Annotated in this window: 15 protein-coding genes and 1 riboswitch; of the genes, 6 read left to right on the top strand and 9 right to left on the bottom strand. The window is 40.0% G+C overall.

Annotated features, from left to right (window positions below; all coding sequences use genetic code 11):
- The first annotated feature begins 53 nt into the window (after nucleotides 1-53).
- Nucleotides 54-473 (top strand): hypothetical protein, encoded by a 420-nt coding sequence (locus AOG27_RS02720; protein ID WP_054551479.1) that lies wholly within the window; start codon nucleotides 54-56, stop codon nucleotides 471-473.
- 12 nt (nucleotides 474-485) lie between these two features.
- Here AOG27_RS02720 and AOG27_RS02725 read toward each other — a convergent pair whose 3' ends face one another.
- From AOG27_RS02725 to AOG27_RS02735, 3 genes are all read right to left on the bottom strand, one after another.
- The gene (locus AOG27_RS02725) at nucleotides 486-866 is read right to left on the bottom strand and encodes a hypothetical protein (protein WP_054551480.1); all 381 of its coding nucleotides are present in this window, start codon (nucleotides 864-866) and stop codon (nucleotides 486-488) included.
- Nucleotides 867-978: 112 nt separating this feature from the next.
- Nucleotides 979-1,563 (bottom strand): hypothetical protein, encoded by a 585-nt coding sequence (locus AOG27_RS02730; RefSeq protein WP_054551481.1) that lies wholly within the window; start codon nucleotides 1,561-1,563, stop codon nucleotides 979-981.
- An 85-nt stretch (nucleotides 1,564-1,648) separates the two neighbouring features.
- A complete protein-coding gene (locus AOG27_RS02735; RefSeq protein WP_054551482.1) occupies nucleotides 1,649-1,828 on the bottom strand; it encodes a hypothetical protein in 180 nt (59 codons plus the stop codon).
- A gap of 264 nt (nucleotides 1,829-2,092) precedes the next feature.
- On the opposite strand from AOG27_RS02735, the gene sbcB reads away from it, so the two are divergent.
- Nucleotides 2,093-3,538 carry an exodeoxyribonuclease I gene (sbcB, locus tag AOG27_RS02740; protein ID WP_054551483.1) on the top strand — a complete coding sequence of 482 codons (1,446 nt, stop codon included), beginning with the start codon at nucleotides 2,093-2,095 and terminating at the stop codon, nucleotides 3,536-3,538.
- Nucleotides 3,539-3,577: 39 nt separating this feature from the next.
- Here the strand turns inward: sbcB and AOG27_RS02745 are convergent, their stop codons facing one another.
- Nucleotides 3,578-4,459 (bottom strand): NAD(P)-dependent oxidoreductase, encoded by an 882-nt coding sequence (locus tag AOG27_RS02745; protein WP_054551484.1) that lies wholly within the window; start codon nucleotides 4,457-4,459, stop codon nucleotides 3,578-3,580.
- A gap of 114 nt (nucleotides 4,460-4,573) precedes the next feature.
- Between AOG27_RS02745 and AOG27_RS02750 the strand changes: the two genes are divergently transcribed.
- Together AOG27_RS02750 and AOG27_RS02755 are read left to right on the top strand one after the other, a co-directional pair.
- Complete coding sequence (locus AOG27_RS02750) at nucleotides 4,574-5,089, top strand: glutathione peroxidase (RefSeq protein ID WP_054551485.1); 516 nt, start codon at nucleotides 4,574-4,576, stop codon at nucleotides 5,087-5,089.
- Nucleotides 5,055-6,038 (top strand): 2-hydroxyacid dehydrogenase, encoded by a 984-nt coding sequence (locus AOG27_RS02755; RefSeq protein ID WP_054551486.1) that lies wholly within the window; start codon nucleotides 5,055-5,057, stop codon nucleotides 6,036-6,038. Before AOG27_RS02750 ends, AOG27_RS02755 begins: the two co-directional genes overlap by 35 nt.
- 38 nt (nucleotides 6,039-6,076) lie before the next feature.
- Here AOG27_RS02755 and AOG27_RS02760 read toward each other — a convergent pair whose 3' ends face one another.
- From AOG27_RS02760 to AOG27_RS02770, 3 genes are all read right to left on the bottom strand, one after another.
- The gene (locus tag AOG27_RS02760) at nucleotides 6,077-6,538 is read right to left on the bottom strand and encodes a hypothetical protein (protein ID WP_054551487.1); all 462 of its coding nucleotides are present in this window, start codon (nucleotides 6,536-6,538) and stop codon (nucleotides 6,077-6,079) included.
- A gap of 59 nt (nucleotides 6,539-6,597) precedes the next feature.
- Entirely contained in the window at nucleotides 6,598-7,197 is a 600-nt protein-coding gene (locus AOG27_RS02765) for an SMI1/KNR4 family protein (protein WP_054551488.1), read from the bottom strand.
- A 67-nt stretch (nucleotides 7,198-7,264) separates the two neighbouring features.
- On the bottom strand, nucleotides 7,265-8,590 hold the full coding sequence (locus AOG27_RS02770; protein ID WP_054551489.1) for a sodium-dependent transporter: 1,326 nt from the start codon (nucleotides 8,588-8,590) through the stop codon (nucleotides 7,265-7,267).
- A 147-nt stretch (nucleotides 8,591-8,737) separates the two neighbouring features.
- Here AOG27_RS02770 and AOG27_RS02775 point away from each other — a divergent pair, with 147 nt between their 5' ends.
- On the top strand, nucleotides 8,738-9,475 hold the full coding sequence (locus AOG27_RS02775; protein WP_054551490.1) for a 4'-phosphopantetheinyl transferase family protein: 738 nt from the start codon (nucleotides 8,738-8,740) through the stop codon (nucleotides 9,473-9,475).
- On the opposite strand, the gene lysC is transcribed toward AOG27_RS02775, so the two are convergent.
- Nucleotides 9,452-10,831, bottom strand: a complete 1,380-nt coding sequence (lysC, locus tag AOG27_RS02780) for a lysine-sensitive aspartokinase 3 (protein WP_054551491.1) — start codon at nucleotides 10,829-10,831, stop codon at nucleotides 9,452-9,454. The two genes, AOG27_RS02775 and lysC, sit on opposite strands and share 24 nt — an antisense overlap.
- An 81-nt stretch (nucleotides 10,832-10,912) precedes the next feature.
- Nucleotides 10,913-11,085: riboswitch (Lysine riboswitch) on the bottom strand.
- An 88-nt stretch (nucleotides 11,086-11,173) separates the two neighbouring features.
- Nucleotides 11,174-12,424: a sodium:proton antiporter NhaD gene (nhaD, locus tag AOG27_RS02785; RefSeq protein ID WP_054551492.1), complete on the bottom strand. Its 1,251-nt coding sequence runs from the start codon at nucleotides 12,422-12,424 to the stop codon at nucleotides 11,174-11,176.
- A 148-nt stretch (nucleotides 12,425-12,572) separates the two neighbouring features.
- On the opposite strand from nhaD, the gene AOG27_RS02790 reads away from it, so the two are divergent.
- Nucleotides 12,573-13,847, top strand: a complete 1,275-nt coding sequence (locus tag AOG27_RS02790) for a hypothetical protein (RefSeq protein WP_054551493.1) — start codon at nucleotides 12,573-12,575, stop codon at nucleotides 13,845-13,847.
- The last annotated feature ends 1 nt before the right edge of the window (nucleotide 13,848 follow it).

Consider the following 13,848-nt stretch of genomic DNA (forward strand, 5'->3'; position numbering starts at 1 on the left):
GATCTTCTGAAAAGTCGTTTAATATAAACAAAAAAGCAGCGCAAGGACATGCTATGTTTAATCAAACGCTCAGCACCGAGCAACAGCATGTGAGTGATATTTTTAAGCGCATATGTACGCTTTGTAAGGTGCAAAACTATGCTGAATTAGAAAGGCACTTATCGTTAACATCAGGTTTTTGCGAGCAAAGTATTGAAGTTGCTGCAGTGCCTTATGAACTAATTGATAACGTGGCTAAAGCTTCTGAAGTTAGCTTTGATTCACTACTTAATGGTAGCGAACAAACCACAGTGACACTTGATGGGGCGTTACTACAAGCAGTAAGTAACGGTATTATTAAGAGTATAAAAAAGCTTTCTATGGCGGGGCTAATTAAAGGTGATAACCACACTCATGAAGCCCTTAGTCAGCTTGCAGATATTCAGCTAAAACAAATAAAAAATGAGCTCAAAATACAAAGCCAGGTTAAATAACCTGGCTTTTTACTAATTCTTACCTTTGTACATTTTATCGTAGATATCGGATATATTATTTTGTTTATCGTAGTAGCGCTGCAGCTCCCCAAGTGATAACTCTTTTATTGCATTACTATCAAGCCCAACAGGCTCTGCTAACTTAAAGTCTGCAGCTTGCGGTGAATTACCCATTAAGGTGGCAATTTCACTCTTTAACTGTTCAGCTTTATTAAATAGTTTAATTGCTTTGCTGATATCTGTTTCATGCTCAGCTTGTAACGTGCACCAAACTACCTCAACTGATTTAGATCTGATTTGATCTTCAAAGATATTTTTACGCGCAATCAACCATGTACTTGCAACAAGCAAGATGGCTAAAACGACAATGGCTATGTAAATTAGTTCAAGCATTACGATCCCTCGGTAAACTAAATGTTACTATACACCCAAACTTGGTTCGCAATACATCAGGAAAAAGCATTATAAATGAAGTTATAGGACTGAAAAACATCATAAATTAATGTTAACTTTTTGTTCCAAAAGGCCAGCTTGGACTAAGTAATAGTTTTAATTTGGTTTTCAAAAGACCTGGAAACAACATTACAACAGCAAGGACAATACTAATGTAGAGCACAATAAAACTATACATGTAGTGTATGTAGGCGTGTTCAGCTTGGACAAACAATACGACGAGCTTAAACCACAAAATAAAATGCGCTATAGCTAAAAGTATCGTCAGTTTTATTATACAAAAAAACAACTCCCCAAATGTATAACTAAATTTTGTATGTAATTTATATAAGATAACCATACTCAAAACATTGAAACCCGCCAATGCGAGGTAAATATTCTGTGCAAACGCGCCGTTTCCTCCCTCCGAAATATAAAGTAAAACCTTTTCCATAAGAAGAGAAGTGACTAAGTATTTTGATGCAACAACGGCAATAGACAAAAAGTCGCTAAATAGCTCTCGATGTTTGAATGCTCTGTAGAATGAATGTATCAGTGCGACTGTATAACAAAGCGCTATGATAACTTGAGTAGAAAACACTTTATGAGCAGAGGTTGCGACTAAAAACTCATTGTATAAATCTGTAAGGTATTGCATGGCGTATCCTAAAAAAGACACGCCTAAGCATAATGCTATATATAAAAAAAAACCAGCATTTGAGCTGGCTTTATTCTGTAAGTGCTTAGTTTTCTTTCTTTTTTGGTACCAAGATCACAATTCCAGCAGAGCCTTGTAAGTTTTTCTTTTTTGGCGGTACTAAAATTACGATTCCACCAGAGCCTTGAAGTTTTGTTGTATCAAAGCTAGGAGCTGGTGCTGCGTCGAATGCTAAAGTAGATAGTAATAAAGCTGATAAAGTCATTTTTTTGTTCCTTCATTGTTAAAGATAGCTTTCGTTAGCAAATACCGAGCCACTACAATAAAAATTTAGGTAAAAACTAACGACTAGACCCTATATAAGCATAAAACCTAGCCGTTAGGCTATTTTTTATACCGCACAGGTATATAAAACGACCACTAAACAGCATCAACACCTTTAACTCTATAAACTAACAAGTCTCTATGCCATAATTCTGTCAATTCAAAAATAAGTCAAAGCGGCCCTACGCTTAGCAAGGTTTAATGCATGGCATATCCAGAACAACAGCAACCAACAATTTATTGGCACGACTACGAAACATTTGGCGCAAGCCCGCAAAAGGACCGCCCAAGTCAATTTGCAGGTATTCGTACCGATCTCGATTTGAATATTATTGGTGAGCCGTTAATTGAATATTGCAAGCCTGCAGCCGATTACTTGCCGCACCCTGAGGCGTGTTTAATAACAGGTATTACCCCGCAAGTTGCAATGCAAAAAGGCTTAGTTGAAGCTGAATTTATGGCAAAGATCCATGCTGAATTTAGCCAACCTAACACCTGTGTTGCGGGCTATAACAGTATCCGTTTTGATGATGAAGTCACACGTTACAGCTTATACCGTAATTTTTATGACCCTTACGAACGAGAATATAAAAACAATAATAGCCGCTGGGATATTATTGATTTAGTGCGTGCCTGTTATGCACTGCGCCCAGAAGGTATTGAATGGCCGCTCAAAGAAGACGGTACACCGAGCTTTAAGCTCGAGCACTTAACCGTTGCCAATGGCATTGAACACGCTGCTGCTCACGATGCATTAAGTGATGTAACAGCGACTATTGCACTGGCAAAATTAATAAAAGAAAAACAACCTAAGTTGTATCAATTTTTCTTTAGCTTACGCGCTAAAAAAGCACTGGCTGATTTAGTTGATGTATTTAATATGACACCACTTGTGCACACCTCGTCACGAATTCCGGCAAGCCAAGGCTGCACCAGCTGGATTGCACCAATGAGCTTTCACCCAGTCAATAAAAACGCCATTATTTGCTTTAATTTAACTGAAGATCCGCAAGTGCTATTAGATTTATCTGTTGAAGAGCTACGCACGCGTCTTTACACAAAACACAGCGACCTTGGCGAAGACGAAGCACCGGTAGGCTTAAAACTCGTGCATTTAAATAAGTGCCCTATTCTCGCACCAGCAAAAACCTTGTTACCTGAGAACGCAGCCCGTTTAGGTATTGACCGCGAAAAGTGCCTACAAAATCTCGCTATTTTAAAAGCCAACACAGAACTTCGCGACAAAGTGACCGAAGTGTTTAACGAGCAACGTGATTACGGCGAAACCACCAACCCTGACTATCAACTTTATGATGGTTTTACCAGCCATGCAGATAAAGCTAAATTTGCCATTATTCGAGATGCAAGCCCTGAGCAATTAGCCACAATGCAGCTAGATTTTGATGATAAAAAGTTTGCTACCTTGTTATTTAGATATCGCGCTCGAAATTGGCCACACACACTAAGCCAAGATGAACTGGCAAAATGGCGCCAGTATTGCCAAAACAAGCTAATGCACGGTGAAGATAGCCCGTCGATCAGTGGCCAAGATTTCATGATCACTCTTGAGAATCTGGCTCATGAAAATGATGATAACGAGAAAAATCTGCATATATTAAAAGCGTTGTACAATTACGCACAAAGCATGTAATAAAAAACGCGACAATCATTGTCGCGTTTTTTATGGATATTACTTTTTATGTAACGCTTCGATACGCGCTAATAAACTGGATGTGTCGTACCGACCGCCACCTAAGGCTTGTACATCGGCATAATATTGATCAACTGTTGCCGTCATCGGCAAAGTTGCGCCGTTGGCCTTTGCCTCATCCAAAGCGATGCCTAAATCTTTACGCATCCAATCAACAGCAAAACCAAATTCGTATTCGCCAGCCCACATTGTTTTGTAGCGGTTTTCCATCTGCCATGAGCCTGCAGCGCCTTTAGAGATGGTTTCAATTACTTTTTCACCATCAAGGCCAGCTTGTTTTGCAAAGTGTAACCCCTCAGCCAAGCCTTGTACCACACCCGCAATACAAATTTGATTTACCATTTTACACAGTTGACCAGAGCCTACTTCACCTAATAATTGGCTAAAACGGCTAAAAGCAGCCATAACAGGTTGAACAACATTAAAATCAGCTTCGTCGCCACCAACCATCACGGTTAATACACCATTTTCTGCCCCAGCTTGACCGCCAGAAACCGGCGCATCTAAAAATGCGATGCCTTGTAGTTTCGCTTGAGCAGCCACTTCACGTGCCACTTCAGCTGACGTTGTAGTGTGGTCAACTAAATAGCTGCCCTCATGCATGCTTGCCAGCACACCCTGTTCGCCATAAACAACTGAACGTAAATCATCATCATTACCTACGCACATGAAAACGATATCAGCCCCTTTTGCTGCTTCACTTGGTGTTTCAGCGTATTCACCTTGATACTCAGAAACCCACTTTTGCGCTTTAGCCGTTGTGCGGTTGTAAACTGTCACGTTGTGACCTGCGTTGGCAAGGTGACCCGCCATTGGATAACCCATAACACCTAATCCGATGAAGGCGACTTTCATTGACATAAAACTGACCTATTTGAGTGATAAATTAGTAACAATTTCATTATCTCAACCGAATAACTAAAAAGCGAATGAAAAAAAGTTCATTTAAACCGTTAAAAAACACACAGGTAAAACATGGATAGTATATATCGTTTCAATGCCCAGCTTGCATCTGGAGAAAACTTCAGCCTTGAATCGCTACAAGGAAAAACAGCACTTATTGTCAATATTGCCAGCAAATGTAATTTTTCAGTGCAAATGGCAAGCCTTGAAAAACTCTATCAAGAATATAAACAGCAAGGATTTACCGTACTCGGTTTTGCCTGTAATCAATTTGGCCACAATGAACCTCTAGATGGCAATGAACTTAAAGCCTTTTATCAGCAACACTTTGATGTCAGCTTTCCCATTTTTAACAAGGTGTTAGTCAACGGCCCAGACGCCCACCCGTTATTTAATTATTTAAAGTGCCATACTCGAGGAATTGCGCAAAACCGCGCAATTAAATGGAATTTCACCAAATTTCTTATAAACTCAGAAGGTCAACTCGTTGCGCGATATGCCCCGCGCACCAAGCCCGAAACCCTCAAAATGGTGATAGAGAGTAATTTAAATGATGAAACTGGCCTTATTCAGTGCGCAAAAGTATGAGCAACCGTTTTTTGAAAGGAATCTAACTGAATACTCTGAGTCTGTTTCGCTCAGTTATTTTGAGCAATCCTTAAACAGAAATACCACGCCCCTCTGCCAAGGTTTCGATGCAGTGTGCGTGTTTGTTAACGATACGGTCGACAAACACGTCATTGCAGATATGGCGGCTGTTGGCATTAAAGCAATCTTATTACGCTGTGCAGGCTTCAATAATGTAGACCTTGATGCTGCCAAAGAGCATAACATCAAGGTTTGCCGCGTCCCTGCATATAGCCCAGAAGCAGTAGCAGAGCATTGTATTGCACTCATGCTAACGCTCAACCGAAAAACCCACAAAGCCTTTAACCGTGTACGTGAAGGTAACTTTGATTTAAACGGTTTACTTGGTTTTAATCTGTTTAAAAAAACGATTGGGATCATTGGCTGTGGCAAAATCGGTTTAGCACTGGTTAATATTTTAAATGGCTTTGGAGCTAAGGTACTCGTTTGCGACCCAATGGCTGGTGAAGGCCCTTACACCCTATGCGATTTAGACACATTGCTCACCCAAAGTGATGTCATCTCATTGCACTGCCCGCTCAACGAGCACACCCATCATTTAATTGATGCTAGCGCATTTGAGAAAATGAAAGACGGTGTCATGCTGATTAACACCTCTCGTGGTGCACTTCTTGATAGCCAAGCATGTATTCAAGCGCTTAAGTCTAAAAAGCTTGGACACCTAGGCCTAGATGTGTACGAACAAGAGTCAGAGTTATTCTTTAAAGATCACCGTGAAGAAATCATGCAAGACGATATTTTTTCACGCCTTATTAGTTTTCCAAATGTGTTAGTGACAGGCCATCAAGGCTTCTTCACCCAAGAAGCACTGAGCGAAATCGCCTGCACTACATTACAAAGTGCTAATGAAATAAGCCAAGGCTTAGCATTAACTAACGAAGTTATTTAAGAAATGGCCTTGATACTTCTCATCAGGCGTTAAGCTCATCAATGCTCGTTTAACCTTTCATTGTTATCGAGCATTTTTACTGGTAATTGGTGATCAACCAAAAAGTCGTAAAATCGTAAATCTTCAATTAGATCGGAAGATGCTAGCTCGAAATCTTGGTAAGTTAGGTTTTTATAACTAAACCTCACTGTATGTTCGAACCTTTTAGTTTGTGAGTAAAGAATTTCAGTTACTTCGGAAATATCTATTTTAACACCTAATAATAGTAACTTTTCACCGTCTATTGACACCTCAACTGAATTTTTTGGCTCTATCATCCAATAATCTACAATGATAGAAATGATGCAACATACAACTATAAAGCCGAGCTGCATAAAAAATGGTTTTTCTGCAAATTCAGTTAAATAATAAGCAAACATACCACCAAATAACAATCTGTATAAAAAGCTGTTGAGCAATTTAAAGCTAACCTTCTTCCTTTTTCTTCTAAACACTTGCAAAGCTAACCATCCTTTATTAACTTATTGATTTTATGATATTTTAATAAAATTATGTTTCATTACTTTTGAGATAACTCTTTGAGTGCATCTATGAAGTGTGTATGGTTGTATGAATAACTGCCATCTTCCTCTTCAACAAGCGAAGGGCTATTTAGTAATTCAGTGAGGAGTACTAAGAAATCATCAAGTGACTTTGCAAAAACACACTTATCATCTTCGTCTCGGCCAAAATTGATAATTTGACCTTTCGTTCCTGTCGGGCCTGGATCAAAGTCCACCCCTATAAAATTACCTCCTCCATCTCCAAGTAGAGGTAACCATTTAGTATTCGCATATTCAATTTTTATAGCGCTAGGTGTTAGGGATGAACAACTCTCATTTAACCCTTCTAATCCTTGGTCAATAATCTCTCGCCAAACATTTAACTCATGGATAATTTTTTCTGTACTTAATAATGAAAGGCCAAAAACGAAACCAGCCTTAGTGCGGAATTGACCATCACAATTTGCATATATTGATACAAAAGATTGAGGTAAAGTATTACCAACCAAATCTGCAATTTTATTTAATGACTCAACGTCCGACTCATTATTAATAACATCTGTCAGAGCTGGAAACTTTGATTCTATTTTTTCTCTTAAAACAATCCATTCGGTCATAATATATCCTTATTTTAAATGACTTTACTTAAGATGATCTAATTAATTAAATGTGAGTATTAGTTTTTTATTTCAACAACGCCACGTTTACAAATACCGCCGTCATTAATAACGGACAGACAAAGCGAATGTACTGGGCAAACCAATAATGAGGGCCGCTCGATACTTGATGCAATTTATTACCACGCTGCCATAACCAGCCTACAGTAATGAAATAGAACAGTCCCATTAAAGGTAATTGGTACTGTGTAAGCACCATAATGACTAAACCAAATAACCAGTCAAAGTTTAAGATAATCAGTGATGAGGCAATAAACACGATCAGCGTTACAAATAAGGTCGCTTTTTTGCGCTCAATACTGTGATTCTCAACTAAAAATGCCACTGGAATTTCGGTCGATGAAATAGTTGACGTCACTGAGGCAATCGACATTAATACAAAAAATAATAAGCCAACGAGTAAACCCACTTGGCCCATTGTGCTAAACAGTTCAGGTAAAATCGCAAAAATTAACTGCCCTTCACCAACCAATTTACCACCGCTAAATACCTCTACACCGTTATGTTGAGCAACAAAAATAGCCGGAATAATCAATAAACCCGCTAAAAAGGCTACACCAGTATCTAGCAGTGCCACGGTTCCAGTTAGTTTAGGCAGGTTGGCATCTGGTTTTAAATATGAGCCGTAAACCATCATACAACCAACACCTAACGACAATGAAAAGAATGCTTGCCCCATTGCCGCAATAATTAAGTTTGCATCAAGAATTTGACTAAAATCTGGCACTAAGTAGGCTGCAAAGCCATCCATCGCACCATCTAGGGTCGCGATATAAGCAATTAACGCCACTAGTAACACTAGCAATAATGGCATTAAGCGGCGTGACCAAGTTTCGATACCTGATTTAACGCCTTTTAAAATAATACTCGCAGTAAGAATAAGCATCAGTGGCGTAAACACAAAATTACGCGCCATGGAGTCACTGTGTAAAAAATTACTTAACTCAGTAAAACCAAAGAAGCTTGCGACTGGCTCAAGCGCATAAGCCAGCATCCACCCTGCAACTATCGAATAAAAGCTCAGCATCACAACCGCACCAAAGAGGCCAATATAGCCTGCTGCAGCGCCCACTTTAGGCGCTGTGTCTTGCCATGCATTAGATAATGCTTTTACTGGATTCGCTTGCGCTTGGTGGCCTAAATACAGCTCAGTATAAAGAGCCGGAAGCGCTAATAAGAAGATAACAATGAAGTAAACGAGTAAAAATGCACCGCCGCCATGGTTTGCCGCTTGTGTTGGAAAGCCCCAAATATTACCTAAACCTACCGCCGCACCAGAAGCTGCTAAAACGAAACCTAATCGGCTTTGAAAGCCGTCACGAACTTGTGCCATACATCTACAAATCTGTTATTATTTTTCCTCATTAAACCATAATTACAGTCAACTGCGTAAACTATTTGCGTTTGTTCATGCCTATAAAAGTGCATCTGCTGTAAAAATAAACAAAACTAAATTCAAGCCCCGTGTAAGCGTTAAACCATGAGCAGTCACTACTTTTCGAATACTCTTATCATCGAGCAGCAAAGCCAAACAACAGCTAAAAAAATTATGCTGATGGATGCAACACGTATTGATGTTGCAAGTTTACCCCTTGATAAATTACTCAGTGAGTTTGAATTAAGCGTACTTGAAAAACGCAAAGTGCCTAGCGCCAAGCAAGAGTACTTAGCGACTCGCCTAACGTTAAAGTATTTGTATCAACATGCTTACCCTCATGATGATTTAGCGCTCAATGAAATATCAAGCCAGTTTGATGACAAAGACAGCAAGCTTAAATTACATACAAAACGCAGAGAACCTGTGTGGGCCTGTTTATCACATTCAAATAGTTTAATTGGTGCAGCTCTTAACCTAAAACAACAGCTATTCGGTTTTGATATTGAACAAAGCAGTAAGCCTCGCCCTTTTATCAAACTCGCAAAGCATTTTTATCATCAAGATGAAGTTGACTTAATTAGCCGTTTTGACGCTCCCGATGAACAGGCACAGTGCTTTTTTAGAATTTGGACATTAAAAGAAGCGCTTGCCAAAGCAAGTGCTCAGCCGATTGCGAAACTACTTGCCCCTAATGTATTTGAAGAATTGAGCAAACATAATTTCAGCGCGAGTTGTAACTCTATTGACGGGTTTGATATAAGTGTTGTGGCACAAAAAAGCACTGACTGGCAGTGCTCATTTATTAACTTTAATGACTTACGCCGCGACTTGGCTTTCTAATAGTCGGCTGTGAATAGCCTGCACGACTTCATCTGACTCGCTTTGCTCAACTAAGAAGCACAGGTTATGTTTACTTGCACCGTGGCAAATTAAACGAATATTAAAATCACTCAATACCTGCATTAAGTTCATTTCTTGCTGACGTAATTGAATTTCAGAACCAATTAAAGCCACCAGCGTTAAGTTATTTTCAACCGATACATGGCAAAACTCAGAAAGCTTATCTAAACAAGCTTGATCAAGCTCAGGGCGTGATGCATTTGGCGCGTTATCTAAAGTAATTGCAACACTGATCTCGGAGGTAGTAACCAAATCAACCGAAATATTAAACTCACTTAAAATAGTGAATACACGCGCTAAGAAACCACTCGCTAGGAGCATTTCTGGGCTTTTAACCGTTAACAGAATTTGGTTTTTACGCTGTGTTACGGCACGAATACCTGGTTGCTGAGACTTTTCTTTTTCAATCCATGTACCACCTAATTGCGGCTCACGGCTTGAACCAACAAACACACTAATATGGCTTCGGCTTGCAGGTAAAATGGTTGCAGGGTGCAGTACTTTCGCACCAAACGTTGCCATTTCTGCCGCTTCATCAAAGCTTAAGCGTGCAATTGGGCTTGCTTTAGCGCATAAACGCGGATCAGTACTAAAAATACCCACAACATCGGTCCAAATATGCACGCTTTTTGCATTAATTGCTTCAGCGAGTAATGCAGCACTGTAATCTGAACCACCACGGCCTAAAGTGGTCGTTTGATTGTGCTCATTGCTACCAATAAAACCTTGAGTTACCACAACATGGTCATCAAGTAGCGGCACTAAATGCTCTTTAGCAGCCGCAGCGGTTGCTGCAACATTTGGGGTAGCTTTAGCAAATTGGCTATCTGTTTTTAGCACTTTACGTACATCAAAACGCACCGCATCAAGACCTTGACCGCGTAATACTTGAGTAAATAAATACGATGACAAACGCTCGCCAAAGCTCAGTAGTTCATCTTGATCTGCTACTGACTTAGCCCCGTCTGATGCTAGCTTTTGAAAAGCCTTGAGCGTTTCATTAAAGCCATGTACTAAATCAGCATCCAGTGACAGCTCTGCCAAGATTGCTTCTTGAATGGCGACAACGCCAGTAATGTGCTCATCACGTTCAGCCGCACTCAAATCAGCTTTACATAATGCAACTAAATGGTTTGTCACGCCCGCACTGGCACTCACAGCAACTATACGTACTTGATTATCAGCACAAATGATTTCAGCGCAGCGGCTCATAGCATCAAAGTTAGCTACACTGGTGCCACCAAATTTTGCAACAACGTAATCTGATTTTCTGTTGGCGGCTAATTGGGTATTCATGTCGTCTCCTTTTGTGGAAAACTATCCACAGTAATTCAAGAAGAACTCGGCAAGGGGGTGCTTTGAAAATAAAGAGTAGTCCATGCCAGAAGCTCTCCACCTAGTTTGGTGACAGTTTTGAGGATTCAGCCCCATAAACCGAAAAATAACCGTGACGTCCGGTTAATTTTCTCGGCGAGTACTTCCCTCATTAATGGTCATTGGCGTTCGTCACCTCACATTAATTACCTAAGTATCGCACCTCTTCTGAATGTTAAGTTAACACCTGGTTAAAATAACAAAGCCTGCTGTTAAAAGCAGGCTTCGAAAGTTAACGTTTAGACGTCTAGCTGTCAAGTTGTTTTATGAAATTAAACTGCCCGCTAAGTGCGAACCGTAATAACCAACGGTATAAGCAATTAATAAATAAACCGACATTTTAAGATAGCTCATAAAGGTTAGTGCTTTTACCTTACTCATGGCAATAATACCTGCCGCAGAGCCGATTATAAGCATTGAGCCACCGACCCCAGTTGCGTAAGTAAACGACAGCCATTGCTGAGGGCTCATCACAATATCAGCTTTTAAAAGTGCTGCAGTTAGAGGTACGTTATCTACCGCCGCTGATAATAGCCCCATCAGGTAGTTGGCATATTCCGGTGCCATCAACTCATATAAGTGAGTAAATTTAGCAAGCATACCGACTTCTTTTAATGCACCAACGAGTAATAATACCCCGACGAAGAACAATAAGGTGTCGTATTCAATTTCACGAATATAATCGATGATTTTTTTGTTTACGTCTTTTTTGCGCATTAAAAATTGCGCAACCAAAAACATAAGTGATAAACCAAATAAAAAGGTTAACAGCGGCGGCACACTATAAAGCACACTCAAAGTTAACGTGGCAATAATCGTCGAGAAGAAGATAACCGCAATGGTAATATCTGTTTTTTCGATGCGACGGGCAGCTTGTTTTTCAAACACAACATTACCCGACATACCCACCGACAACATTGCCGCCAGCAGTGCAACACTTGTCAGTGCAGGGGCAATTAATAATAGTAGATTAGCAATGGTGACTTTTTCGTCTAAGAAAATCATCAGGGTTGTAACATCACCGGTGATCAACGACACCCCACCCGAGTTAACACTAAATACAATTAAGGTCGCATACTTTATTAATTTTTTAGGATCTAACTTAAGTGACATCACCACCGCAAGCGAGATTAAAGTTGCCGTTATGTTGTCTGAAATAGATGAAAATAGAAATGCAAAACCACCAATCAGAAACATCAGCTTTCGTTCACTGATTTGATTTGGCATAATTTTATGAACAATATTCTGGATAAAGCCTTTAGAGTTTAAATACGCTACAAAGGTCATCGCAGCCATTAAGAATAGCCACAAAGTCGCGATTTCTAATATGTTGTGATCCAGTTGATGTTGTATGGTTTCTGGGCTTTGCCCATGAATTGGAGAGATAAATAAGATAATCCAGCATAAAGTGCCAAAAAAAAGCGTCGTTTTGGCCTTGTTTACATGGATAATATCCTCTATAACGATAAGCAAAAATGCCACCGCTATCAGGGTTAGGATAAGTGGGGTTACCATGGTGTTTGAACAACCTTTATAATAATGTAAAAATTGTAAGTCGAGTGTTTCGGCGCGGATTCTAGCAGCATAGAAAGCATAAAACTATTCTCAATTACATAATTTACTACTAATCGCCAACACCAAAGTCTGAATTTACTGGAGCCTTATGATCCCAGCTAAAAAGTTATTAAATACCCTTACTGAACATTGGGGGGTGTTAGAACTGCTATTTAAACGTTTTAAGATGGCTGATTTCAGCTTGAAAGACGTACAAAATGCGATAAAACAAAAGCAGCCTTCATGGTCAAACGAACGCATTTATAAAGAAACAAATCGTTTATTGAATCAAGATATTATCATTCCACTGGCAAAATCATCACAGTTAGAAATAAACCGCGCGATCGCCGATTTTGCGACTTTCTTGCTACAAGAAGAGCACTTAGGTCTTGCTCAAGAGATTAGCGTGCTCGTTGATGACTTAGCTCGCCTTGGCAATCGCCTTGCTAAAGCCGGTGAAATTGAAGATTACGACGAGCTTCGCCGCTTTAGCCGCATTATGGATGATCGGGTACGCAAAATAATGAAATTGTTTGCCCACAATGAAAACGCAATTTTAAATATTGTTGAGCAAGCAAAAGCAGACAACGCGGTGCAATCACTGCAAAAACGCTATCAGGCTGTAATTGAAGCGTTCGATGAATACATCGAGCCTATGCTGGAAATGGTGGATATTCGAGGTGACTTCCACGCTTGCTTTAATACCATCGAAGCGCAAATTAGCGCGCAAATACAGCAAATTGACCGCCTTGGTAAGTCATATCAAGACAAGCGCATGCTTGAACAATTACGTACCCGTATTTTAGAAATGCATTTAGTTGGCCGTGAAAGCTTACGTAAAAGCGCCGATATGCTGATGCCGTTACGTGAAGAGTTACGCCGCAACAACCTAATTACTCGCCAAGCGGCTAAAGTGCTTGGTTTAGTGCGTAAAAATGGCGTCGATAACATGTTAAGTGCAGTACAGCCTAACTTTGTTTCAGACGCGCAACGCTTTTCACTTGGTCAGCAACGTCATATCGTGGCCTATATGGCAGGCTTAGTTGACTTTGAGCACGATGAATATCAACTACCAGAGCATGATGATGTGCCCGCCTATCAAAGCCCGTATATTCCTGATTACAACGACGTTAAAACACAATTTAGAAAACGCTTTAAAAAAGCCAGCAAAAAAGCTCAGCCGCTGCTTAGTTTCTTAGATGAAAGCTACCCAGATCTAGAGGCTGACGAAATGCTGTTCTTATATCAAAAATTGATTAGCGATGGCGACCTTGAAATCAGCCAAAGCCAAGAGAAAGTAAAAATAAAAATTGCCCAGCAACACTTCTCTCTTTATCCATTTAACTCATCGATTGCTGACGATAAAAAAGCAACAGAGCAATAAC

The organism is Pseudoalteromonas lipolytica (assembly GCF_001306915.1).
Classification (GTDB): domain Bacteria; phylum Pseudomonadota; class Gammaproteobacteria; order Enterobacterales; family Alteromonadaceae; genus Pseudoalteromonas; species Pseudoalteromonas simplex.